Source organism: Stratiformator vulcanicus, from assembly GCF_007744515.1.
In the GTDB taxonomy this organism is placed as follows: domain Bacteria; phylum Planctomycetota; class Planctomycetia; order Planctomycetales; family Planctomycetaceae; genus Stratiformator; species Stratiformator vulcanicus.
The window spans coordinates 1,246,963-1,271,106 of sequence record NZ_CP036268.1 but is presented as its reverse complement, the minus strand read 5'-3'; the positions used below and the strand labels follow the sequence as shown (position 1 = coordinate 1,271,106).

Below are 24,144 nucleotides of genomic sequence, written 5' to 3'. Positions count from 1 at the left end.
AGTTCACGTACCACAGCAACGAAACTTCAGATTGGCAACACTTGATTTGAGAATTGTTACTGAAGTCTCGTGCTTACATATGCAAAGGCCTAGGTTTTGCTCGATCATCCAATCCCGACCCGAAGAACCTATACGAGAGGATGTGATCGCCTGCCCACTACTTCGAGGTGTTCGACTCGCGCTACCATTTGCTGGTCCAATGCGATGATGAATTCTGCCTGTTAGACTCGTCCTTAAGAGATGAATCCGAAACGGGACGGGCGACTGATGCGACGGTCCAACAAGACGGCAGGCTCTGTGATCGCAGCGATCATCCAGCTTGCTGTGAACGTTCAATGCCTGTCGAGTCGACAGGCATGTGCGGACGACACACAGGTCATCGCGACCGCCGCAGCCGTTCGTGCGCTCTCGACTGAAGATGCGATGCGACATCTGACTGTTCGGGTCGTCGGTGTGGTGACCTATTTCGAAGTCAATCCTAGTGTCTACGCCGTCCGAGCCTTCGTGCAAGATGAGACAGGCGGGGTCTATGTTGCACCCGGTCTCGGTTTCACTCCTGACACGCTCGATCTCAAACCGGGACAGCTTGTCGAGGTCATCGGCGTCACGCAGCCGGGTAGTTTCTCACCCTGCATTGGTGGGTCCGGTACGGGTCCGCCAAGCGTGCGGGTCCTCGGCCAAGCCGAACTGCCGACACCGATCAAGCTGACTGCGCGGCAATTGGCAAACCCGGCCAATGACAGTCAATTCGTTGAAGTTGAGGCCGTCTTAGCCGATGTTAATTTTCGCTCATCCGAAAAGAGAGACACACCGGGCGAAACGGTTCTCAGCCTGCAAGTCGAAGACCGACGGTTCGACGCCATCGTACCGGAGTACGAACAAGATCGGACAACCGGAGACGGCTTGGTGGGAGCGGTGGTCAAAGTCCGGGGTGTCTTCGGAAGTCTCTTTAGTGAGCAGCGGGAATTGACCGGAATGCGGTTGTTCGTGAACGACTTTGATCAAGTTAAGATCGATGTCGCCGCCTTTAAAACACTGTTCGATGCCCCACTTCGCACCGCGGCTTCAGTGACCCGGTTCGATCAGCGTTTCCCTGACCGCGTTCGCCTCCGCGGTCGGGTCACCTACTTTCGACCCGGATCGCTCTTATACGTTCAAGATGGGACAGCCGGGGCAAGGATTGTCAATCCGATCTGCCAGGAAGTTTCAACGGGTGACGCGGTCGAAGTTGTCGGGTACCCGAGCTTCGGGGATGGAGGTGCCACACTCGCCAATGCGGTCGTTCGAAAATTCGAAAACGATATTAATACAATGCCTCGTTCCGTCACCGCAGAAAATGTTCTTCAAGGCGAGCACACGGGCGAACTCATCACGATCGATGGGTTGCTCATGCGATCGTCCAACCGAGCAAGCGAGAACATACTTTATCTTCAGTCGGGCGATGCCGTGCTTCACGTCCACATTCCGCATGAAGAAGAGCCGCTCGCCGAAACACGGTTTAAGCCGAATAGCTGGCTCAGAGTCACCGGAATTTGTGTCGCGCGTCCATCGCATCAGGTCGAATCTGATGAAACTCCAGTCTCGATTCGAACGGTTCAGGTTCTTGCACGAACCGATGAGGACGTCGAGGTTCTTGAGGCCGCGCCCTGGTGGACGCCCGAACGAATGCGATGGGCTATAGTAACCGCCGCGACAGCATCAGTCGTTTGTGTCGTCTGGATCGTTGCGCTGAGACGACAGGTCGCGGCTCAGGCAGACACCATCAAGATAAATTTAACCCGAAGTGTCATCATGGAAGAGCGAGCGCGGATTGCGCGAGAGCTACACGATTCGCTTGAGCAGGACCTCTCGGGTGTCGCCATTCAACTCGACGGCTTAAAGTCAAGAATCGGCCCGACGGAAGAGTCGGTCGTCAAGTCGCTCGACCTCGCACGGGCCATGGTTCGGCACAGTCGCAGCGAGACGAAACGTGCGGTCTGGGATCTTCGCACCGTCGCACTCGAAGACGGTGATCTCGCCAATGCGATTGAACGACTGTTGACTTGGGGAGTTCAAGAATCGTCGCATGAAATTAGTGTGAAGACAGATGGCGAACCTTACCCACTTCCGGGTCCGGTCAAGGCGAACTTACTGAGAATTGCTCAAGAAGCGACGACAAATGCACTCAAGCATGGCCGTGCCAGGCATGTAAAGATAATCTTGGACTACGTTGACAACGCGATCAGGCTTAAGATTGAAGACGATGGCTCCGGTTTTGATTCCAATCAGGCATCGCGGTCGAGGATTCCAAATTTTGGATTAGTTGGAATGCGGGAACGTGCGGTAAGACTCGGCGGAACTCTCGATATCGTCAGCGAACAAGGCAACGGGACGACAATCGAAGTGATCGTTCCGAAGGATCGATTTACGAACGGACATGTTTAACTGAGGCCAGGATCGAAATGCGGCCCGACAGTCAGGCTCAGACTCTTAAGAGTGTAGTAATGGTAACGAACGTCGATGACAAAATTCGTCTCATGCTGGTCGACGATCACTTTGTGGTGCGGATGGGGCTGGCAAGCTCGCTCGAGATGGAAGAAGACATTCATATCGCGGCGGAGGCGGGCACAGCCGCCGACGCGATCTTTCTTTATAAGGACTGCAAGCCGCAGGTCGTTGTCCTTGATTATCAGTTGCCGGACGGGACCGGCATCGACGTCATTGAAGAGATCGTCAAATTTGACCGCTCCGCGAAAATTCTCGTCTTTACGGTTTTTGATGGTGAAGAAGATATCTTCCGCGCCGTCGAAGCCGGCGCGAAGGGTTTCTTGATTAAAACAGCGGATCGATCTGAACTGCTCAAGGCCATACGAACTGTTTCGACCGGGGGAGAGTACCTGACCGATTCCGTCGGCAAGATGCTCGAAGAACGGCGTCAACGTCCGTCGCTGAGTCGCCGGCAGAGCGAAGTACTTCATCTGATCGCAAAAGGCGCCAGTAACGGCCAGATCGCCGGCAAACTTGGTATTGCCGAGGTCACGGTCAAGCTGCACGTCACTCAGATCCTGCAAAAACTGAAAGTCGATGATCGCACCCAGGCAGCACTCGCGGCGATCCAGAGGGGAATTGTTCATCTCGACTAGAAGCGATTTCAATACGAGCCAGAGGCGCAAGCCGATGGTCGATCAACCAGCGATTTTCCCGACGGCTCGCGTCTCGGGCTTGTGTGTTGAGTCACCACTTACCACCACCTGTTGCGACGTCATTCGCAACGAAGAAAAAACGGCCGGCCCCCTACCCAAAAGTCCTCGGCACCGGCAGCGACTTCGCTTGAAGACCCCCCAACTTTCATCAATGCCTTTCCGATTAGGTCATCAAGTATTATCTTCGAATCGCTTGTCGGCACTTCGGAGCCATGTAAATCGCTGATGATTGAAGGCCAACTGACTACGACAATGACCGTAGCAAACTGACAACCGCTGTTTGGCTTTCTATAATCGACTGCTCGCATCGAATCATCTTATTGAAGGTACGCGAATGGTCATGTCGGTCGCACTGGAAGCGTGACTGTCCCTCAAATCGTCAAATCGAAAAGTGGACTGCCGCCATGCGAATTTTTGTCGGGTTCCTGACTCTGTTAGGCGCGATTCGTGTCGCTGAATCTGGCGTCGACTTCGAGCGGGAAGTCGCTCCGATTTTCGAAGCACATTGCGTACGGTGCCACAACGAAACCAATCAGCAGGGGGAGCTTTCGCTGTCGTCGGCAGACGATATCGAGCAGTTCGGCTATGTCATCGCCGACGAGCCTCAACACAGCTACCTGCTCGACATGGTCCGTCCGACCGCAGCCGATCCGCCGCGGATGCCCAAAGAGGGCGAGCGCCTGAGCAAAGAACAGGTGGCGACGCTCACGCGATGGATCGCGGCGGGAGCCGTCTGGCCGAAGAACGCGGTCGTCCAAGAAAAATCGGCGGCTGACAAGAACTTCTGGTCGCTAAAGCCGGTCTCGAAGCGAGAACCGCCCGTTACCGATGGCATATCGGCTGCGTGGACTGAGAACGTGATCGACCGATTCGTCTTCGCGAAACTTGCGAAGCAGGGACTGGAGCCGAATCCGCCGGCTGACCGCCGCACGTTGATCCGCCGGGCGACGTATGACCTGACCGGCTTGCCGCCGACGCCCGAGGAGGTCGAAGCATTCGTCAATGTCGATTCGGCGGGAGCCTATCGCGCGTTGGTCGACCGCCTGCTCGATTCGCCGCGTTATGGAGAACGCTGGGGACGGCACTGGCTCGACGTCGCCCGCTTCGGTGAGAGCGGCGGCTATGAGCGGAATCGGATCATCGACACGCTGTGGCCGTACCGCGATTACGTGATCCGCTCGTTCAACGAGGACAAGCCGTTCGACCGTTTCGTGATCGAACAGTTGGCGGGGGATATGGTCGGGAAGAACGACCCGGAGGTTGAAATCGGGACGGCCTTTCTCGTGTGCGGGCCGCATGATGACGTCGGAAATCAGGATGTGAAGGCGCAGGCGGTCATCCGGGCCAACGAGATCGATGACATCGTGCGGGCGACCAGCGAGGCCTTTCTCGGCCTGACGGTCGGCTGCGCCCGCTGTCACGACCACAAGTTCGATCCGATCGAACAGAAAGACTACTACCGCATGGTGAGCGCCTTCGGCGGCGTGCATCACGGAGAACGCCCCATCGCGACCAGCGAACAGTGGGAAGCGTACCGCCGAATCAGTGAGCCGCTCGCGGAACGTCGAAAGGCTTTGGAAGCCAGCGAGAGGGAACTTCGAACGGTAGTCGAACAACGAGCGGAGGCGAACGCGGAACTTCACTCGCAGGCTTGGACACGTCCGACCGTCGACCCGGCCGGCACCGAAGAACGGTTCGACGCGATCGATGCGAAATTCGTTCGGCTGACGGTTAGTGGTCTGACCAGTCGCCGGTCGGGAAAGAGTTTCTTTTTGGACGAGTTCGAAGTCTATCCCGTCCGTGATGGGGGTTTGAATGTCGCGTTGTCCGCCAATGGAGCGACGGCCTCCGCGTCAACTCCGAAGGCTGAAGACTTCGACGAAGGATATGGCATTCATCGTGCGTTTGATGGCGACATTAATACGCGCGCGAAAATCATCGGAACGCAAGTCCTGCTCGAACTGGCCGAAGTCACGGCGATTGAGCGTGTCTTCTTTTCAAGCGACCGGCTCGGACTTCTCCAAAAGGATTACAGAAAAGCTTCCTTCCCCGCGGAGTATCAGCTCGAAGTCTCAGTCGACGGCCGACGCTGGCAGACGGTTGCCGACACGTCAGGTCGCACGCCATTCAATAACGAGTTCCGTGCGAAGCGGCTGTTCGAAGCCGAAATCACACCCGAAGAACGCTCCAAGCTCGAGAAGATTCGTAAGCGGCTTGTCGATACGCGGCGGGCCCTCGATGACGTTGAAGAACCACCGCTGTGGTACGCGGGGAAATTCAAGTTACCTGAGAATCCGCAGTTTCACGTGTTCCTCGGCGGAAACCCCGAGCGAAAGGGGCCGCCTGTCCGACCGGCAAGCCTTTCAGTTCTGTCAGAAGTGACAGATGGCTTCTCCCTCAACGGGGATGCGGGTGAGGGAGAACGTCGGCTCGCGCTTGCCGAATGGATTGTCGATGCGAAAAACCCGCTGACGCCGCGGGTGCTGGCGAACCGGCTGTGGCACTATCACTTCGGAACGGGCATCGTCGCCACGCCGAGCGACTTCGGATACATGGGCGATCGGCCTTCACACCCCGAACTGCTCGATTGGCTCGCCGCCGAAGTGCATCGGCACGGCTGGCGTTTAAAGCCGCTGCACCGGCAAATCATGCTCAGCCAAACGTACCGTCAGGCATCGACATGGCGGGAAGACGCGGCGAACGTCGATTCCAGTAGTCGGCTGCTCTGGCGGTTCCCGCCGCGCCGGCTGTCGGCCGAGGAACTTCGTGACACGATGCTACAGGTCGCCGGCAAACTCGATACGACCATGGGCGGCCCCGGCTTTCGGCTCTACCGCTACACGCACGACAACGTCGCTACATACTACCCGTTGGATGAGCACGGGCCGGAGACTTATCGCCGAGCCGTCTACCATAAGAACGCCCGCGCGGCGACGGTCGATCTGCTGAGTGAATTCGACTGCCCGGAAAATGCGTTCGCCGCGCCCCGACGAGCCGCGACGACCACTCCACTGCAGGCTCTGACAATGCTGAACCATGGCTTCACGCTCGACATGAGCAAATTCATGGCGGCCCGGCTGCGGTCCGAAATCGCGGGAGGCGACGCAGAAGCTCACGTGCGGCGAGCTTTCCACCTCTGTTACGGCCGCAAGCCGGTGGAACAGGAAGCGACCGCAGCGGTGACGCTGATTGAAAAGCATGGCCTATCGGCCTTCTGCCGCGCCTTACTGAACTCCACAGAGATGATCCACATCGATTAATTGTCGGTGCGTGTCTTAAAATTAAGAGTCCTTTCAAATGAATATGCCGCTCGACAATGTGCCGCTTGACAATGTGCCGCTTGACAATGTGCCGCTTGACAATGTGCTGTCACGCCGGGGCCTGCTCGGTAACGCTTTTACCGGGCTGGCCGGTATCGGATTGGCGCATCTGCTCGCAGGTGATACCCACGGCAGTGACAACACGTCACGCGAACCTGTCGGAATCGAAAATTGGCAGCCGGGCAAGGGAATGACGCACTTCCCGGCGAAGGCCAAACGGGTGCTGCAGATATTCTGCCCGGGCGGCGCGTCGCACATGGACTTGTGGGAGCACAAGCCCGAGCTCGAGAAACGCGACGGTGAACCGCTTCCCGGAGAGCCGCTGGTTTCCTTTCAGGGAAAGAACGGTCCGCTGATGAAGAGTCCGTGGCCGTTTCAGCCTGCCGGAGAGAGTGGAAAAATGATTTCGTCAAACCTGCCGCATATGGCGAAGCACGTTGACGACATCGCCTTCGTTCATTCAATGACATCAGAATCGAACACGCATGGTCCCGGCTGCGTGTTTATGAATACGGGCTATGCCATGGAAGGTTACCCCAGCGCCGGTTCGTGGGTCAGCTACGCGCTCGGAAGCGAGAACGAGAACCTGCCCGCCTACGTGGCGATCCCCGACATCCGCGGAGAACCGCCGAACGGAAAGGCGAATTGGAGCAACGGCTTTCTACCCGCCCAGCATCAGGCGATCATGCTCAGTGCGAAGCAACCGATCCGAAACCTCGCGCGGCCGAAATCGATCTCGGAGAAGGAAGACCTGGCGACCCGCAATTTTTTAAACCGGCTCAACAGACGGCACGCCGACCTTCGGCCCGGTGAAACCGAACTCGACGCGCGCATCTCTGCGTATCAGTTGGCGGCGCGAATGCAGCTTTCGGCTCCCGAGGTCGCTGACTTCGCAAGTGAGTCGGCGGAGACTCAGCGCCTCTATGGGATCGACGATCCCAATCAGCTCAAGGCAGCCTATGCGAAGAATTGCCTGCTTGCCCGGCGGCTACTGGAACGCGACGTTCGATACGTAAATCTCTACTGCGCGTCGCGGGCCTCCGGCGTCGATGGACTGCTCAACTGGGACGCGCATGCGACGCTCAAGCCCGACTATGACCGTCACTGCCCGATCTTCGATCAGCCGACAGCAGCGCTGCTGACGGACCTGAAACGCTCTGGTCTTTTGGAAGACACGCTGGTCCTCTGGACGACGGAGTTCGGTCGGATGCCGACACGTCAGGAAGGCACCAAGGGCCGCGACCATAACCCGGACGGCTTCACCTGTTGGATGATGGGTGCGGGAGTGAGGGGTGGAACCAGTCATGGTGCCACCGATGCGTTCGGCCGACGAGCCGAGCAAGACCCCGCCACCGTCTGGGATTTTTATGCAACGGCGCTTCACCTACTCGGCTTCGAGCACACCAAGCTGACGTGGTACAACAACGGATTGGACCGTCGTCTCACAAACGTCCACGGGCAGATATTGCGAACGATCCTCTCGTAAGCATGGCTGCCTCAGATCGCTGTCACTCTTTAAACAGATACCTCCTAAAAAACGCCTTTCCGGTGATAGTCCGGAGCTTCGGATCAGGTGGTCCTGACGAAGAAAGTAATCTGAGAAATCGGTTTTAAATCAGGTCCCACGGCTTTCGAGCTTCGCGCGAGAGGAATCGATCGGCCTCGGCATTACCGAATGTTTCTCGGTCGGCGTCCCAATTTAACTTTTGCCCGGTACGGTAAGCGATATTGGCGAGATGAGCCGTGTTCGAGGCGTGGTGACCGAATTCGACATCGGCGATCGGCCGATTGCGTGAGCGGACGCAATCGACGAAATTCTCCACATGGAGCCCTGTCGAATCGGGCGTGAACGCATCCTCTGGTTTCATCCGAAACTTCTCGAGCGACCCGCGCTCCTCCGCCGTCGCCTTCATACCGGCTTTCAATTCAGGCATGAGTTCAAAGCCGAGTCGGTCGACCAGCAACGTCCCTTTGGTGCCATAAAATGCGAGGCCGTTGGGCCGATCGTCGGGACCGTTAGCACGGTAGTACTTCATACCGGCCGTCCGTCCTCCCGTGCCGAACGCGTTGAGTCGGGTCGACTCGTAGTTAAGGATGAAATTTGGGTACTCGAACGTCGCTTGCAACAGGTCGGGGACCTCGGCTGAGTCGTCGACAATGTCGGGATATCGTCCGCCCGACGCCACGACCGATCGCGGCGCTGACGCGCCCATGATGAGATGCATCACGTCAAATCGGTGTGTTCCCCAGTCGGTCGGGATCCCGCCAGCGTAGTCCCAGAAATAACGATAGTTGCCGAGAAACCGAGCTCGATTAAAGGCTGTTTCGGGGGCTGGCCCGAGATAGAAGTCCCAGTCAAGACCTTTCGGCGCGGATCCGTTCGGCGGCTTCCCGATGCCGTCCGGCGTGCTGTTGCGGTAGTTCCAGATGCGGACGAATCGCACGTCGCCGAGACTTCCACTCTGTACGATCTCCCGGCAGCGTTCGAAGTGAGCGGCCGAACGTTGCTGCGTACCCGTCTGGACGACGCGTTCATACTGCCGCGCCGCATCGACCATCGCCCGCCCCTCTTGGACGTTATGACCGAGTGGTTTCTCCACATAAACATCTTTGCCGGCCTGACATGCCAGCACCGTGGGGATGGCGTGCCAATGGTCCGGCGTTGCGACGAGCACGGCGTCGATATCACTCCGATCAAGAATCCGCCGAAAATCATTCACGGCATCGGGCCGACCATCGAGCCAGTCTCGTGCTTTGCCCGCGTTCGGCTCGTAGACATCGCAAACCGCGGCGATTTCGACGCCGGGAGTCGAGCGAAATCGCTCCGCGACGAACCGACCGCGTCCGCCGCAGCCGATCCAACCGACACGCACGCGGTCGTTCGCGCCGATCGGCTGCGCTTTGACGCTCCCGAACGCTCCGAGCGACAGGCCGCCGGCCATAACCGATGTTAGAAAATTTCGGCGGTGCATCACGTGCTTTCGTTGAAAGAAGTTCGGAATGCGGTATTTATTCTCACAATTGCATTGCCCGGTTGCGGGAACGTTCAGTCGGACCGGAATTTGATTTCAATGACATTATAACTTTCTTCGGTATCGATCACGGGAGCCGGATAACTCGGGAGACACTTCTTGGCCGCGAGTGATCGCTCGACATTGAACACGTCCTAAAACCTGACTCGACTGCCGTTACGGCGGATATACTGGCATCAATTAAGAAAGAGCCGCGCGAGAGATCGAAGTCATACGTCGAAGCATCCGAATGCTTAAGAAATGATCGGCGATCCACGGGGGACCGATGGATTCGCCAGTCAATCATCGGGAACTGGCACAGCCCGCAGTATCATTCGATTTCCTCGTACTTAAATCCTATAGATGCGTGACGATTCGCTTCGCGATGCATCCGCCGATCCCTTGCCCACTGTTTGCGGCCCGCCTGCCGGGACTTGGCATTCAACTCTGTGGCGATTCCTTCATCGCCCTGCTGTTTCATCCAGGCATCAAGTCGCCCGCTGAGACGGCGACGGTGTTCCTCGTAACGAGGGTCTTCCGCAATGTTATTTGTTTCGAAGGGATCGTTCTGCAGATCGAACAACTCAACTGCCGGGTGGACGCTGAGTCGGTCTATTCTCGCAATTAACTTTTCGTCGGATTCGGCATCGTGCAGCCATGATCGATAGACGGATGATTGATGAATACCGCGAATAAAGAACTCGTTCTCGGGCATCAAGTTGCGGACCAATTTAAATCGCCCGTCGCGGACACAGCGCTGAGGGTATGGCTCTTTATAACCGGCCACTCCGACCGCCGTATGCTCGGCGAAAACGTACTCGCGATGCCGGTCGGTCGCCCCAGTCACCAGACCCAGGAAGCTGCGTCCGTCGAATCCGACATTTCCCAGCGCGTCCGGGCACCCGGTGTCGATCGTCGCTGGAACGATGCCCGCCATTTCCAGGAACGTCGGCGCGACATCGACATATTGCACAAGCGCGTCCGTACGAGATTTCGGCTGGACTCGACCGGGCCAGCGAAGGAACGCGGCGACTCGGATGCCGTTGTCCGATAGCGTCCATTTCCCGCCGAAAGGAAATGCGCTCCCCTGCTCAGACAGGAAGAGGGTCACTGTTTCGTCGCGAGTCTTCGTGTCCTTTAACAGTGATTCGAGCCGTCCGACTTGGTCATCGAGGGCGTTGATCTCCGCGTAATAGCGGGCGAGCGCCTCGCGCGTCGTCGGATTGTCATGGAGATAGGATGGGACTGTTAGTTTCTCAGGATCGTAGCGACCCTGCGGGCCCTTCGACCAAGGCGAATGCGGACTACTCGACGCAAAGACCAGGAGCCAAGGCTGCGTGGCATCTCGCTGGATGAATTCTCGAATCGCTGCGAAGTCGTCTTCCCGCTCACCGACCTGTTCGAAGGGGAATGACTCGAAGGGCGCGACGTGCGACTTGTTGTGGAGGCCGACACGGTACCCCGAATCACGCAGGTAAACGAAGAGGCTTCTCGTTGCCGGGTCAACTTTGGCGTGATTCGGATAGGCCCCCGAACGAACCGGGTACAATCCGGTATAGAGCGCGTGCCGACACGGAGAGCAAGTGGGGGCCGGCGTGAACATACCGCTCAGGCTCATTCCATCAGTCGCCAGCCGATCGATGTGAGGCGTCTTCACGTCGGGGTTCCCGGTGACCCCGAGATCGCGCCAGCATAAGTCGTCGGCTACGATCAACAGAAAATTGGGTCGGGACTCGGCTGCCGCAAACACCGAAAGCGGGAACGTCCATCCCGCGGCGATGGCAATTAATGTCAGGGCGACCTTCACAGGCATGCTCCGAAAGCGATCAGCAGCGGCGGGGAATCGACAGCGGGCAAAATGTCCTACCAATTAAGAACGTAATCGCAGATTCCAATCGACGCCAGTTCCCAAGCATATAGCGCCCGCCGTTCTGAGAACGCGTGGAACAGAGCCGTCAAACGGGGCGACTGCAAACTCGCTCGCAATTCAAACGGCGGCTCGCCAAGTGGCGACATCAACCCGCGTATCCTGCGGACGGGACAATGGCAGTTCTTCAGCGTATCCGCCGACCCGGGCGAGACGAACAAACAATCCTGCCGGCTCTCCGGGATACCTCCGAGACCCAATTCGACCAGCGAATCACAAGCCCACGATCGACGAGGACGAGGATCAGCCTGCGACGACAAATGCCAGTCGGACTCGGCTCGCCGCGGTGGCCGCCGGACGATAGGCCTGACCGATTAAATCGAAGCGGCGTTGGAGTTCTCGACGACCCGATCGATCGTATCGCTCAGTTCCGTGAGGCGTTGAGCGATTTCTCGCGCCGAGGGCAGGCTTCCCGGCGAAACCGGGACGTCTCGTCCGCGCAAATATGAGGACAGCACGTTCCGGTAGATCGCGAGATGACAGACCATCACGGCTAATTCTTCCTCGGCCTGCTTCGCGGCCTCGTTGTCGTTGTCGGTGACGTATTCCAACTCTCCACCCTCGGTCGATCGATTCAGACAAATTCTCGGGCAATGGGTCCTCTGCGGAAACGAGCGGACCTGTCACAGAATAAGTGCAACAACCTACGTGCAAGCCCCGGGGTGGTGACACGAAGGGCGGGGGAACTACCGATGTCAATGCGGTCACGGGCTTTACGTTAAATTCATTGTTGAAGAGAGGTGTGACAGATGGGTACGTTACCTCATCGGGAAGCGCTCCCCACAATCCCCCCTAGCCGGAGAGGCAGATTTCCCCATGCGTGGCCGACTGAGAACAAAAGCATCCCATGGCTTTACGTTGATCGAACTACTGGTCGTCATTGCGATTATCGCGATTCTCATTGCTTTATTACTCCCCGCGATCCAGCAGGCGCGTGAGGCCGCTCGGCGGTCGAGTTGCAAGAACAATCTGAAGCAAATCGGGCTGGCATTGCATAACTATGCGAGTACGTGGAAGGAAAGTTTCCCAATTGGGGCGAGATCACAATCGGGTTTGGGGCCGAGTTGGTGGGTGGGACTGCTGCCTCAACTCGAACAGCAGAACGTCTACCAACAGTTTCAGGCTGACTTAGACAATAGCGGCCTTCTGAACCCCGTGATCGCCAGCGCGGGAAAGATGCCGTTCATGTTTTGCCCGTCCAGCCCGCTTCCCAAGACCGTGACGGTGGCAACGGGGATTGCGGCTGCACCCCACTATGCCGGCATTGCCGGTGCCGCCGAATCTTCGAGCGTTGGGTTCGCTGATGGCGGCTACAACTCCGTCGACTCAGTGGTTTGCTGCACGACACTGATCCCTGATGCTGACGCAGGCATTCTGGGCGCCGACGGAGTGTTGATCCCGAACGGGATTGTGCGGCTGCGCGATATCACCGATGGAACGTCGAACACGATTTGTATTGGTGAGATTTCCGACTTCGCGGAAGATTCGACTGGGACGCGAGTTGTCGTGACGCCGAGCCACCCGGAAAGCTGGGCGGCCGGGACGTTTAGTGACGGGACTCCGCCGACCTATGGGAATTTCAGTGGACCGCCGCTGAATATCTTCACCCCGCCCGCGTTCCCGGCATTCAACCTCACGACGATCCGATATCCCATCGGGACACGTGATGCTTCGCTCGATGGGATTGATCCCAAAGGCGGGCCGAATAACCCGCTGCTGTCGACACACGTGGGCGGAGCACAGGTGACGTTAGCGGATGGAAGCGTGCGCTTCCTTGGAGAAAGTATGGACTTGCGCGTGCTCAAACTATTGGCCCAGCGCAATGACGGTGAGGTTGTAGCGGAGTTCTGAACTTAATCACGATAAGAGAATGGGAGCTTGGATGAAGACTCTTGAGACCACTGTCGTAACGGCAATCTTACTGGCTGTTTTTACTACGCAAGCAAGCGCTGATATCTGCTTCTGCGGACTCTATCGTCTTTGGGATGAACCGGATAACGCCGCTTGTCCGATGGGACCTTCCTCGGGAGCGTATTGGGGCTACAAGCACGAATTTGACCCTGCGATGGGCGAAGACTGCGGTACGCGGGTGGCAACCGGGATCGAAGTGATCTGTGACAGCCAGGCCGGAGGCTCGTGTGATACGAGCACAATGCCAGCGACGTGCAACTGTGTGACACTTGGAGGATTAGGAGGTCAGGAAGGCCCCGCGTGCTGCGGACAGGGCGATGAATCGGGCGATCAAGAAAAGGAGTCGAAGGAATCAACTAAGCCGAAAAGTCAATCGGAGGAGGAAGGGGCCTCGGAGGAGACAGACCCAGATTCGGTAAGGACAACGGTTACCACAACGATTACCAGTGCCGTTTTTCGTCCCTGTACGACCCGACTCGGCGATGTCTATCCCGGCCTCGATGCCAACTTCGTGATCGTCGACTCGGAGCCGACGTACTTGACTTGGGAAAACAGCAGCGGCCGTCAAAGGTGGGCGAAGTTCTTTTACGTCCGTCACAAACAGCAGCCGCGAATCCAAGGGGGGCTTGGCTTCCTTTCGCGTGACCCGAACGCGTGTGCTGACTATGACCCTCCGGGCGGCGCCGGTAACACCACTAACGAAGTCACGATCAAACGCAGCATGGTGAACCGCATCGCACGAAGCACTGGGGGCTTCACGGACAACGGGTACCTCGTCGAGCTGACCGGAATCAGAGTGATTATTAAGACGAACTGAAAGGAATTGTTGGCATTCTTGCCATGGAGGGACGAGCGACGCGGCCAGCGTCCCGCAGATTTGCGAACAAGTTCATTAGAACCGCTTAAGTGCTGCTGCTCGGATTGCACCCGACGGCAGCACTTTTATTTTTTCTGAAAATAATGCCTTAAGAACGACGGCCAATCAGAAATACTGGCGAACGCGCTGGATGTTTCATATCGATCAAGAATGTCGGCTCGATCGGGGAAATAGAGTGTGAGCATCCCATCTTCTGCGGCGAATCCCATGCTCAACCGATTATTGGTCGTGAGCGACCGATCGGCGATGATGCAGTTTCTATCTCCATCTTCGGGCGGGAAGACCGTCATTCGCGCGATCGCGTGTGCAGCCGTTTTTGCGTCCTGAAATGCGGGGTCGGACAGGCGACTTTCAAGGTCGCCGAAAAATCGTGGTAAGAACACGCTCCACATCAGCCCGACTTGTGAGACCTCGCGTTCTCCAAGCTCCGTTGTCGAATCTCTTTCGCTCAGGTCCCAGCGAGAAGCTTCCACCGCGTTAGTGACGTGATCCCGAAACGTGTCGTTTTTAAGAAGTGGCTTTGCAACACGGACGAAATTATTGATGCGTGCGACGAGGTTTTTGCGGAGTCGTGGTTCCATTGCGACAAACATTGAGGCGATTGCCAGTGATCGCAAGTGATCGTCGCACTCAATGGCGGTTGCGATGGCAAACGACGGCAGCCCGAATGTGCCCGGATACTGATCGAGCCCCGCAATCCAAGATGTATGGGGGAAGCCGCTGAAAAAACGAATAGGACTGGCGACGATGTGTTTGCAAAGGTCTCCCAAATCGTATGCGACCTCGACCGTTGACATGTCGCATGCCTCGAAGCCGAGCATGTCGATCCGACCCGTACTCGCAGAGTAGCGATGACTTCTTGCGTAAGTAATGAAGTCCCGAATGACCTCCCGGAGCCGGAGGATCGTCAATGAATCTTGAACGTCCGGTTTTTTGGCGCGAACGACGCCTTTGTCGAAATCAAGGGAAGTTGTGTATGCGATGTGTCCTGGCGCCGCGTGATGGTAGGCTTCCACAAGGGAAGGCCCCACCTCAAAGAGCCGATCGACAAACTCCGTCGCCTTCTTTGTCGTTACGGCGGCTTCATCATCTGCCCGAAGTGACATATCGGCTGTTAAATTCGGCAACCAGTCTGTGATTAACTCCACCGATTTTTCACGATAGTCCTCGCTGCTCTCCAAATAGCCATCAAGGTCGGTCTTGAAGTGCGATGCCAGAAGCGTGAGTGCCAGCAGGTCTGGCTTATCACCAAAACCAAATTCTCCGAAACCGTGCCCGGTGAAGAACACGATCGTATGGTCCGCCGGTGCATTCTTGATGGCGGCCTTCAGGTAAGCCAGGACCGTCTCGGGCAACGAAGTTGCTTCTCCGGACGAAAGGCCGCAGAAATCCTCGAAAGTCTTCGAGCGGTTACCGGTCTGGTGAACCGTTCGATCCGTCAACCGCCCACCACGCCGAACATCGTGAAGAGCCGTGACCGACACGTGATCGAGTTCCGGTGCGAGTCGGTCCAGTCCACGCAAGACTGCAGCAGCTGCATTCTCCGAAGGGTCCGGGCTGGAACTCGTCTTATAAGCGCGATCGATGCAGCAATACAGGATTGACCACTGCTTTCGCGGTTTTGGCATCGTGGGGCCTCTTACGATTCGACGGAATGGAGAGCGCCGGCCCCAACACGTTGATCGGATTCTTCAGCTATCGTCAGCACCGTACCGCGGACTGGCGCTTCGACACAGCCGGAAACCGATTGTCCGGCTGTTAGTGAGGTACATTCTGGGCAGGGCGGCCGGCTGATTGAGCTGACGTGAGCGCCGCAGGCCCCCGTACAAGAGGAACATGTCACGTCGGCTTGCATCGGAGCCGGCTCGAACGGAAGTCCATTCGTCTAATCCGGCCCCAAGTTCGGCCAACCCGAATACCGGGTTGGCAGCGGCAAACTCTTCTGCCCACGCCAGTTCCGCGTCAGTCGGCAGGCGACAACCACTCTCTTCCGCCCAATGAGCGGCAAAATCGTGACGCTCGTTCATCGACTGGTTTAAGGCCTGTGGCGCAAACACGGTCGGCGGTATTCGATCTCGGATTTCGAAATGATCGCGAACTTTGTACTCGTTGCGGGCAATGAAGAAAGCCGGCACCCCGACCGTGTTACCCTTCGATTCCAGTGCTCGGTACGCGAATTTCTCGTTAGCCGGCACCAATTGCATCGCGGCAGTAATATTATCGCCGGGGATATCAATTCTCGGCCAAGCAATGACTCCTTCCTCAAGCAGTGTCCAGTGCTTCGGCTTTGTAACGCCGATCGCGATGGTTTCCTTAACTCCTGGCACCGTGCGATGGACTTCGTGGAAACGGGTCCCGAGTGTTGCGATCACCAAGTATCGCCCCGGCGCCAGTGACATCGTCAGTGGAGTCCGATCGGTCGACTTCGTTAAGGCTTCGGCGATCGGCTGATGGTGTTCATCCAACTGGACGACAGTAATTTCTGCGCCCTCCGGTTTCGTCTCGACTTGAACGTCCCACTCGCCGTCGGCAAACGGGTCGACCGGCACGGCCGTAATTAGCGAGCTGCCGAGAATCGAGATGGCAGTAGCGATCAAGAATGTTCCGAATGCGAGTGTCGCCGACGTTCGCGGCTGCCGCAGTGCCAGCCGCCAAACCTTGCCCATCGGCGAGACCCGACGCGCTTTCACCGGCTCGCCATCTAACCACCGCTGCAGATCGGCAGCAAACTCGTCCGCTGTGGCGTAACGATCCTCGGGCCGTTTTTGGATCGCCTTGAGCACGATCGTTTCGAGGTCGCGCGAAATTGTCTTATTGATCTTCCGCGGCCGGGGCGCTTCACGGAATTGGAGACTGAAAAGGACTTGCTGGATTTCGCCTTCGAAAGGCCGCTTCCCGGTCAGCATTTCATAGAGCATGATGCCTAGCGAATAAACGTCGCTACGTGGTCCGACACCACGGCCACGGGCTTGCTCGGGGGCCATATAACCGGGGGCGCCGACGATCCGATCCTTCGCCGTCAGCGTCAGGTCGGCCTTGTCCCAGCGGGCCATTCCGAAGTCGGCCAGCTTGGCCTCGCCGCGGAAATTGACCAACACGTTCGACGGTTTAACGTCGCGATGGATGACGTCGTTGTCGTGGGCATGCTGCAGAGCTCGGGCAATCTGGGCGCACATCCCCACGGCGTCGCGATGACTCAGCTCGCCCTGCCGAAGGTGCGTCTTCAGATCGGCCCCGTTGACGTATTCGGTGACGATATAGAACGCGCCGTCGGTCTGGCCGACATCGTGGACCTGCACGATGCTCGCGTGATTGAGCTGCGCAGCCGCCCCGGCTTCGTGCAGGGCCAGGTCGATCTCGTGCTTTTCGAGCCGGGCCCGGTCGATGATCTTCACGGCGACAGACCGCTTCAGCTTGCGGTCCCAGGCCCGCCAGACCGAGCCGAAGGAGCCGGAGCCGAGCCGCTTGTCGATCTCGAACCGGCCCAGCCGGTTGATAGTGCAGGCGTCGAGGAAGGCCGTCGCCTCGTCCGGTTGCGCCAGGTCACTGCCCGAATCACGGAACAACGGCGTGAGACGGCTAATGACCTCCTTGCTGGTGGGGAACCGGGATATGTAATCGTCAAGCTGTGGCTGTTCGCCGACGCGGACGCGTTCACGAACTTCGAGCATGATCAGACGGCTGAGCAGCGTCGACTGGTCGAGGTCGCCGGTATCGACCAAGAAGTCCTCGATCCGAGGCCGTCGACCCTCGGACCATAGTTGCAGGAATTCCCCGCAACGCAGGTCGACCTCGACGACGGGGTCCCCGTGCGGCAACGATTCCTCGGCGGCAGAGACAGTGCTGTCGACAGGCACGCGTTGAGTCCTTGAAAGACCTCCAGCCGATCGTGTGTTCAGACCAATTGGAGTGAGTTTGACACCGAATTTCCAGCCAGTTTTGCCAGTAAGATTTGACGAGCGAGGGGAACTACGGATACCAAGACATGGCAAAGCCTGCCGCGCCGCCCGTACTCCGGCCCGCAGAGGGTCGGAACAGGCGACGCGACAGACGCGCAAAGGTACCTCTGGTAGAACGAAACCGCCTGTCAGGATTTTGATGTCCGAGAAGCCCCCCGCCCAACCGGCTGAGCCGGACAGCGACGCGCCTTCGATAACCGAGGCGACTTCGGCAAGCCTGCTCGACAAGGCCAAGACTGGTGAATCGGATGCCTGGTCGCGGTTGTATGCCCGCTACTCGCCGCTCGTCTTCAAGAGATGTCGTCGGGCCGGTCTCTCCACTGCCGACGCGGATTGCGTCACGCAGGACATTTTTCTCGATCTGTTCCGCAGACTGGAACGATTTGAGCGTCAACGACCGGGAAGCTTTCGGCGATTTCTTCGTCTCCTGACGCGATCGCGGCTCGTTGACTTTCTTAGAAAGACGGCAAGTTTCCCAAAAACGATCGGCGAAGCGGACCGCCAGTTGAAGGATGACGAAACGCTTCAATCGCAGCATTCGAGTGACGCCGAGGCCCGTTTTCAGCAGCTTCGGCAGATTGTGAAAACCGAGTTTACGGACCGCGACTGGGCAATCCTGTTTCGCTACGTGGCTGAGGAGCAAAGCGCGGCTCACATTGCGGAAGACTTAGGTGTGTCCGTAAACGTCGTGTACTTGACGAAAGCGAGAATTCTGAAACGAATTCGTGAGTACGTTTGAAAAGCCTACGCACCAGCCGAATGGATTTGCTGACTTAAGTCCGTAGCCCCTCCTGTCGAGCCTGAGCGGAGGTTCCGAGAGATTCTTCTCGCGTTAGGTGAATCGGACGGTGGTCTCATCCCGCGAGGGTCAGACCAGTCCGCAGGACCGAGGCGACAGCCAAGCCCGCAGTGAGAGCGGCCCGCAGTGCAACGCAGTTATCACCCACCTGTTGTTAGTGTCATTGACGGTGCCCTCGGTAGTTGCAAGAGCAGGCGCGCGCTTGCAAGTAATAGGGGCGAACATGGTGAAGAAAGCAGCATTGAGGGAAGACGCTTGCTGGCGTTGGCCGCCTCGAACGCCATGAAGCATCCGTTGCGTGCGTCGTCGACTTCATTGCGAAGTAAATGCGGGGACAAAAAAACGCTGAAACCGCCTACGATCGCTTAGCTGCGGACAACGCAACGCGAACTCGGTGAATTCTTCGGCCCGTTGAAGCTGTTAACCGATGTCTCTCCCGGTAACGCCGACGCCTTTTGAGAAAACTCGCCGGACGCGGTCTGGCCAATAACACGATCCGCAAGCATCTCTAGATTGCGAAGCAAATCTTCCGCACAGCTTTGCGGCAAAAACTTGTCGCAGTGAACCCGTTCGAAGACTTGCCGTCGAGCGTGCGCCCCAACCGGGCAAGGCAGCAGTTTGTCACCCGCGAAGAGATCGCTGCGGTGATGGATCAGTGCCCCGATGCCGAATGGCGATTGATCATCGTGCGCAGTCGCCGTTGATGCCGCAAGGAGCTTCTCGTCGCGACTTAAAGACACGCGATGCGACGAGGTGCAATTTTACGCGCGAGTAAAATTAGCCGAGGTGGGACTCGAACCCACACGACCCGTTCGGGTCCCGGGATTTTAAGTCCCGTGCGTCTGCCATTCCGCCACTCGGCCAAACTCTAAGATAGGGACACCGTTCATGGTGTTAAGGCTCGCGTCTGTCATTCACTGAGCATCGGGCTGTTTTGCGTTTCGATCGTCAATCACCTGCCCGCCTGCTCAGGCGACTGCGTCTCGCACCTCGCTCACATTAATATCCTGACGCGGCCGGTGCGGCGTCGAATTGAATCGGCTCCAGCCCGAGGCGCTGGCGGGCGTCGTCCATCATGCTCTGAGTTCGGCTCGCTCCGCAGCGGGTGACGCCGAGTGCGCGGACCTCGAGGAGCTTGTCGATATCTCTGACTCCGCCGGCGGCTTTGACCTGCACGCCATCGCCGGAGTTTTCGACCATCAGCTTGAGGTCTTCCATCGTAGCGCCGCCGGTGCCGTAGCCGGTGCTGGTCTTGACCCAGTCGGCATTGAGACCGGTGCAGATCTGGCAGAGCTTCACCTTCTGCTCGTCGTTCAAATAGCAGTTTTCGAAGATGACCTTCACCTTGCGTTCGGCGGCGTGAGCGATGTCGATCACCGCCTTGATGTCCCGCTCAACGTAGTCCCATTTCCCGCTGAGGACCTGGCTGATGTTGACGACCATGTCGAGCTCCTGGCAGCCGTCTTCAACGGCCCGCTCGGCTTCGGCACGTTTGATGTCAGTGGTGTGACCGCCGTGAGGAAAGCCGATCGTGGTGCTCGGCATGACGTTCGAGCCCGCGAGAAGTTCGGTACATCGCTTCATCATGTAAGGCAGAATGCAGACGCTAGCGACATCGTAGGCGACCGCGAGGCGGCAACCCTCTTCGAGCTGCTGGACCGTCATCGTCGGATTCAACAGCGAATGGTCGATCATCTTGGCGACGTCGGAGTAGGTAAAATCAGCCACGGGTCGTTCTCAAAAATGGATTGCGAAAGTCGATTGCGAATGAGCGGGCCATGCTACTCGACCGCGTGCCCGGCTGCGAGCGCGATGGCCCCGAGCAGCCCGGCGTCTTCTTCGAGTTCAGAGCGTACGACGAGGATATCACCGGTCGGGAACATGCCGACGCGGTCGCGAATCTCACGGCGAACAGGTTCGAATAATAGGTCCCCCATGGCGGCGACACCTCCTCCGTACACGATCGCCTGCGGATGCAGCGAGGTGACGATGTTGGCCGCAGCGATCCCGAGGTAGCCACCGACCCGATCGATCGCTCCGGCCAGCTGCTCGTCCCCGGCGGCGATCGCCTCAGCAACGCGTTTCGGTGTCACCTGTCCGGCGTCGCCGTCGATCGCGTCATGCAGGCGGGGAGCGAATCCCGTTTTGAGAAGCCGGACGGCTTCGCCGATGATCGCCGACCCGCTGGCAACTGTCTCAAGACAGCCGCGGTTGCCGCATCCGCAACGTGGACCGTCGAACTGGACCGTCTGATGCCCGAGTTCACCCGCAGCCCCCAACGGTCCCAGCCGCAGCTTGCCGTCAATGACGACTCCGCCTCCCACTCCGGTGCCGAGCGTGAAGAAGGCGAAGGTGTCGACGGTTCGCCCGATGCCGAAAACCAATTCGGCCAGAGTGGCGGCGCGGGCATCGTTTAGCAGTCGGACCGGCACTTCGAAGCGTTCCTTAAGCCGCGTTGCGAGTGCGATCTCGCGCCACTGCGTCGGAAGGTTCGGCAGAAACTTCGTGACGCCGCGGTGAACGTCAACGAGGCCCGGCAGCCCGATCCCGATCCCGTCCGGTCGCTCGCCCGCCTGAGTGGCGAGCCGTTCGATTAACTCCGCCATCCGTTCGATGACCGAATCCGGGCCAAGATGCCCATCTGTGTCAATCTGCTGCCGCGCGACGATCTCGCCGTCCGCCCGGCCGAGGGCCGCCGTGATCGTCGTGCCGCCGAGATCGATTCCAGCGTAAACAGACATGGTCGTCGGAGAGGGGTTGGTCGCCAGGGAGGTGGGAGGAGGTTTTGGAAGTTGGAAGTTGGAAGTTGGAAGTTGGACATCAAGCTGGTGGGCGAGGGGTCCCTTACAGGGCGGTCGTTGGTGTGTCGAACATGATTACTCACGACTACCGTTCAAACTTCTTCGGGCTTCTGAATTCCCACGATTCATTCCCATCTCCCGATCCCCCTAAATATCGGACGCCGGCATGTAGTTGTGGAGGAAGCGGGCGCTTTGGCGGAGGGCTTCTTTGCGTCCCTCCAATGAACCTTCATAAACGCGGTCCTCGACCTCAATGCAAACGGGGCCGCGATATCCGGTCTCGCCGAGCACGTTAAAGAACTCGCCCCAAGGGACTTCGCCGAGTCCGGGGAGTTTGGGCCGGTGGTACTCCAGAGGGTAGGCGAGGACACCGACTTCGCTGAGTGCTTCATAATCGATCGCGACGTCTTTGGCGTGTACATGAAAAATGCGATCGGCAAATTCTTTGATCGGGCCGACCGGGTCCATCATCTGCCACACAAGGTGCGAGGGATCATAGTTGAGGCCGAAGTGATCGCTCGGAATGAGGTCGAACATTCGCCGCCACGCAGCCGGTGAACTGGCGAGATTCTTGCCACTGGGCCATTCATCCTTTGTGAAGTACATCGGGCAGTTTTCAATACCGACGTAAACGCCCTGTCCTTCCGCGTGCTTGATAATATCGGGCCAGATCGCGAAGAAGCGTTCCCAGTTTTCATCGGGTGTCTGACTCGGCTCGCGGCCGATGAAGGTGTTGACGCGGTCGATGCCCAATCGCGGCGCGGCTTCAATCACCTTCTTAATATGGGCTACCGCGACATCGGACTCTTCTTTTGTGCCGGAAAGCGGATTCGGGTAGTAACCGAGGCCGCTGATATCGACTCCCTTGGAGTCAAATTGCTGTTTTAATTCGGCGGCGGCGTCATCGGTCAGCGTCGTCACGTCGACGTGCGTGATGCCCGCGTATCGCCGCTCCGCCCCACCCGGCGGCCAGCACATTAGTTCGATACAGCGGAAGTGCTCTTCGGCCGCGAAGTCGAGGACTTCCTCACAGGAGAGATCGGGGAGGATCGCACTGACGAAACCGAGTTGCATGGTTCTGTTCCTGAAAAAGCTATCAGCTGTTGGCTGTCAGCTATCGGCTTATTAGTGACCGACGCTTTGATAGTGAATCTCCCGACGGCTTGCGCCTCGGGCTTGTATTTATTTTGTATTTAATTCGATCCAGCGTTGTTCTTGATGGCTTTCTAAGATTGCTTCGCAGAGGACAATTTCTCGGTGGCCTTCGGCGAAGGTGGGGTAGTTCGGTTGACCGCCTGATTCGATCGAATTATAGAACGCGCGGAAGCACATCTTAAACGTGTCGGGAAAGCCTTCGTTGTGCCCCGCGGGGTAGTCGCTGAAGCCTTGCGCCGATTCCGCGAGTGAGCCGGGATCGCGGATGACCGCTTCGTTCGGCCTGTCGCGGTGGCCCACCCACAGGTCGTTGGGCGATTCGCTCACCCAGGCGAGCGACTCCTTTTCGCCGGCGATTTCGAAGCGGAGGCAGTTTTTGCGTCCCGCGGTCACCTGTGAGACCCACAGCACTCCGCGGGCTCCGTTGGCGAAGCGGAGCATCACGCAGCCGTAGTCTTCGGTGTCGATCGCGATCGGTTCGGTCGGGATGTCACCTCCGGCCCCGCTGCTGAATGTCTCAACGTTGCCCGTCGGCCGCTGCCGGGTCGGGTAGACGGTATGCAGGTCGGCACAGACGGCAGCCACGTCCAGCCGAGTGATCGAATAGATCAGGTCGAGCCAGTGGGTGCCGATGTCGGCCACCGCTCGCAGTTCGCCCCCCTCGGAGGCGAGCACGCGCCAGTTGAAGTCGGTCGGGTGAAACATCCAGTCCTGCACGTAACTGCCGGCGACGTGAAAGACGCCGCCCAGTTCGCCCGAGGCGACGCGTCCCGCCGCGTCGAGGCACATCGGGTAGTAGCGAATGTTATAGTTGACCCCGGCTGCCTTTCCCGACTCCGCCGCGATTTCGACCAGCTTGCCCGATTCCTCCGACGTCATCGCCAGCGGCTTTTCGCACATGACGTGCTTTCCGGCTTTCAGCGCCGCCGCGGCTTGGTCGAAGTGGTAGCGATTGGGCGAGGTGATGTGGACCGAGTCGACGTCGCCATCGGCGAGAAGCGCATCGAAGTCGGCATAAGCCGTCGGGATGCGCAGCCGGTCGGCAGCCTGCTTCGACTTTTCGGCGGACGAGCCGAGAATACCGACAACCTCTTGCCCGGCCCTGCGCAGCCCCTCAACATGAACAGGGCCGATGAATCCGGTTCCCACAACGGCGACACGAAACGGCATAAAGGACCTCTTTGGTGGTTCAGTCCGGCTCA

16 protein-coding genes and 1 tRNA gene are annotated in these 24,144 nt (G+C 58.2%); 7 read left to right on the top strand and 10 right to left on the bottom strand.

The annotated features are described in order from the left end of the window. Positions 1 to 267: 267 nt before the first annotated feature. The 4 genes from Pan189_RS04845 (at position 268) to Pan189_RS04830 (ending at position 7,988) form a co-directional block, all read left to right on the top strand. A complete protein-coding gene (locus tag Pan189_RS04845; protein ID WP_310821094.1) occupies positions 268 to 2,424 on the top strand; it encodes a sensor histidine kinase in 2,157 nt (718 codons plus the stop codon). A gap of 59 nt (positions 2,425 to 2,483) precedes the next feature. Further along, positions 2,484 to 3,122: a response regulator gene (locus Pan189_RS04840; protein WP_145362829.1), complete on the top strand. Its 639-nt coding sequence runs from the start codon at positions 2,484 to 2,486 to the stop codon at positions 3,120 to 3,122. A gap of 464 nt (positions 3,123 to 3,586) precedes the next feature. Further along, entirely contained in the window at positions 3,587 to 6,442 is a 2,856-nt protein-coding gene (locus Pan189_RS04835) for a DUF1553 domain-containing protein (RefSeq protein ID WP_145362828.1), read from the top strand. Between the two features lie 43 nt (positions 6,443 to 6,485). Further along, on the top strand, positions 6,486 to 7,988 hold the full coding sequence (locus Pan189_RS04830; protein WP_145366095.1) for a DUF1501 domain-containing protein: 1,503 nt from the start codon (positions 6,486 to 6,488) through the stop codon (positions 7,986 to 7,988). A gap of 124 nt (positions 7,989 to 8,112) precedes the next feature. Here Pan189_RS04830 and Pan189_RS04825 read toward each other — a convergent pair whose 3' ends face one another. The 3 genes from Pan189_RS04825 to Pan189_RS04815 all read right to left on the bottom strand — a co-directional run bounded on the left by Pan189_RS04825 (position 8,113) and on the right by Pan189_RS04815 (position 11,991). Continuing rightward, entirely contained in the window at positions 8,113 to 9,474 is a 1,362-nt protein-coding gene (locus Pan189_RS04825) for a Gfo/Idh/MocA family protein (RefSeq protein ID WP_145362827.1), read from the bottom strand. Positions 9,475 to 9,844: 370 nt separating this feature from the next. After that, entirely contained in the window at positions 9,845 to 11,320 is a 1,476-nt protein-coding gene (locus Pan189_RS04820; protein WP_310821092.1) for a sulfatase family protein, read from the bottom strand. 434 nt (positions 11,321 to 11,754) lie between these two features. Next, a complete protein-coding gene (locus tag Pan189_RS04815; RefSeq protein ID WP_145362825.1) occupies positions 11,755 to 11,991 on the bottom strand; it encodes a hypothetical protein in 237 nt (78 codons plus the stop codon). Positions 11,992 to 12,256: 265 nt separating this feature from the next. Between Pan189_RS04815 and Pan189_RS04810 the strand changes: the two genes are divergently transcribed. Then, a complete protein-coding gene (locus Pan189_RS04810; protein ID WP_145362824.1) occupies positions 12,257 to 13,291 on the top strand; it encodes a DUF1559 domain-containing protein in 1,035 nt (344 codons plus the stop codon). A gap of 31 nt (positions 13,292 to 13,322) precedes the next feature. Further along, positions 13,323 to 14,168: a hypothetical protein gene (locus tag Pan189_RS04805; RefSeq protein WP_310821090.1), complete on the top strand. Its 846-nt coding sequence runs from the start codon at positions 13,323 to 13,325 to the stop codon at positions 14,166 to 14,168. Positions 14,169 to 14,293: 125 nt separating this feature from the next. On the opposite strand, the gene Pan189_RS04800 is transcribed toward Pan189_RS04805, so the two are convergent. Both Pan189_RS04800 and Pan189_RS04795 read right to left on the bottom strand, forming a co-directional pair. Further along, positions 14,294 to 15,856, bottom strand: coding sequence for a clostripain-related cysteine peptidase (locus tag Pan189_RS04800; RefSeq protein WP_145362822.1), 1,563 nt, complete (start codon positions 15,854 to 15,856; stop codon positions 14,294 to 14,296). A gap of 63 nt (positions 15,857 to 15,919) precedes the next feature. Next, the gene (locus Pan189_RS04795; protein ID WP_145362821.1) at positions 15,920 to 18,085 is read right to left on the bottom strand and encodes a serine/threonine-protein kinase; all 2,166 of its coding nucleotides are present in this window, start codon (positions 18,083 to 18,085) and stop codon (positions 15,920 to 15,922) included. Between the two features lie 241 nt (positions 18,086 to 18,326). Here Pan189_RS04795 and Pan189_RS04790 point away from each other — a divergent pair, with 241 nt between their 5' ends. Then, positions 18,327 to 18,926 carry an RNA polymerase sigma factor gene (locus Pan189_RS04790; RefSeq protein WP_145362820.1) on the top strand — a complete coding sequence of 200 codons (600 nt, stop codon included), beginning with the start codon at positions 18,327 to 18,329 and terminating at the stop codon, positions 18,924 to 18,926. Between the two features lie 838 nt (positions 18,927 to 19,764). On the opposite strand, the gene Pan189_RS04785 is transcribed toward Pan189_RS04790, so the two are convergent. The 5 genes from Pan189_RS04785 to Pan189_RS04765 form a co-directional block, all read right to left on the bottom strand. Next, positions 19,765 to 19,849 (bottom strand) — tRNA-Leu (locus tag Pan189_RS04785). Between the two features lie 136 nt (positions 19,850 to 19,985). Beyond that, entirely contained in the window at positions 19,986 to 20,714 is a 729-nt protein-coding gene (deoC, locus tag Pan189_RS04780) for a deoxyribose-phosphate aldolase (RefSeq protein WP_145362819.1), read from the bottom strand. Positions 20,715 to 20,767: 53 nt separating this feature from the next. Beyond that, on the bottom strand, positions 20,768 to 21,727 hold the full coding sequence (locus Pan189_RS04775) for an ROK family protein (protein ID WP_145362818.1): 960 nt from the start codon (positions 21,725 to 21,727) through the stop codon (positions 20,768 to 20,770). Between the two features lie 207 nt (positions 21,728 to 21,934). Next, on the bottom strand, positions 21,935 to 22,861 hold the full coding sequence (locus Pan189_RS04770; RefSeq protein WP_145362817.1) for a sugar phosphate isomerase/epimerase family protein: 927 nt from the start codon (positions 22,859 to 22,861) through the stop codon (positions 21,935 to 21,937). A gap of 108 nt (positions 22,862 to 22,969) precedes the next feature. Then, complete coding sequence (locus tag Pan189_RS04765; protein WP_145362816.1) at positions 22,970 to 24,112, bottom strand: Gfo/Idh/MocA family protein; 1,143 nt, start codon at positions 24,110 to 24,112, stop codon at positions 22,970 to 22,972. Between the last annotated feature and the right edge of the window lie 32 nt (positions 24,113 to 24,144).

Excerpts from the sequence above, each read along its gene's own strand:
- Pan189_RS04845 (WP_310821094.1), top strand. The coding sequence starts at position 268 with ATGCGACGGTCCAACAAGACGGCAGGCTCTGTGATCGCAGCGATCATC.
- Pan189_RS04840 (WP_145362829.1), top strand. The coding sequence starts at position 2,484 with ATGGTAACGAACGTCGATGACAAAATTCGTCTCATGCTGGTCGACGAT.
- Pan189_RS04835 (WP_145362828.1), top strand. The coding sequence starts at position 3,587 with ATGCGAATTTTTGTCGGGTTCCTGACTCTGTTAGGCGCGATTCGTGTC.
- Pan189_RS04830 (WP_145366095.1), top strand. The coding sequence starts at position 6,486 with ATGCCGCTCGACAATGTGCCGCTTGACAATGTGCCGCTTGACAATGTG.
- Pan189_RS04825 (WP_145362827.1), bottom strand. The coding sequence starts at position 9,474 with ATGCACCGCCGAAATTTTCTAACATCGGTTATGGCCGGCGGCCTGTCG.
- Pan189_RS04810 (WP_145362824.1), top strand. The coding sequence starts at position 12,257 with ATGCGTGGCCGACTGAGAACAAAAGCATCCCATGGCTTTACGTTGATC.
- Pan189_RS04805 (WP_310821090.1), top strand. The coding sequence starts at position 13,323 with ATGAAGACTCTTGAGACCACTGTCGTAACGGCAATCTTACTGGCTGTT.
- Pan189_RS04800 (WP_145362822.1), bottom strand. The coding sequence starts at position 15,856 with ATGCCAAAACCGCGAAAGCAGTGGTCAATCCTGTATTGCTGCATCGAT.
- Pan189_RS04790 (WP_145362820.1), top strand. The coding sequence starts at position 18,327 with ATGTCCGAGAAGCCCCCCGCCCAACCGGCTGAGCCGGACAGCGACGCG.
- Pan189_RS04775 (WP_145362818.1), bottom strand. The coding sequence starts at position 21,727 with ATGTCTGTTTACGCTGGAATCGATCTCGGCGGCACGACGATCACGGCG.
- Pan189_RS04770 (WP_145362817.1), bottom strand. The coding sequence starts at position 22,861 with ATGCAACTCGGTTTCGTCAGTGCGATCCTCCCCGATCTCTCCTGTGAG.
- Pan189_RS04765 (WP_145362816.1), bottom strand. The coding sequence starts at position 24,112 with ATGCCGTTTCGTGTCGCCGTTGTGGGAACCGGATTCATCGGCCCTGTT.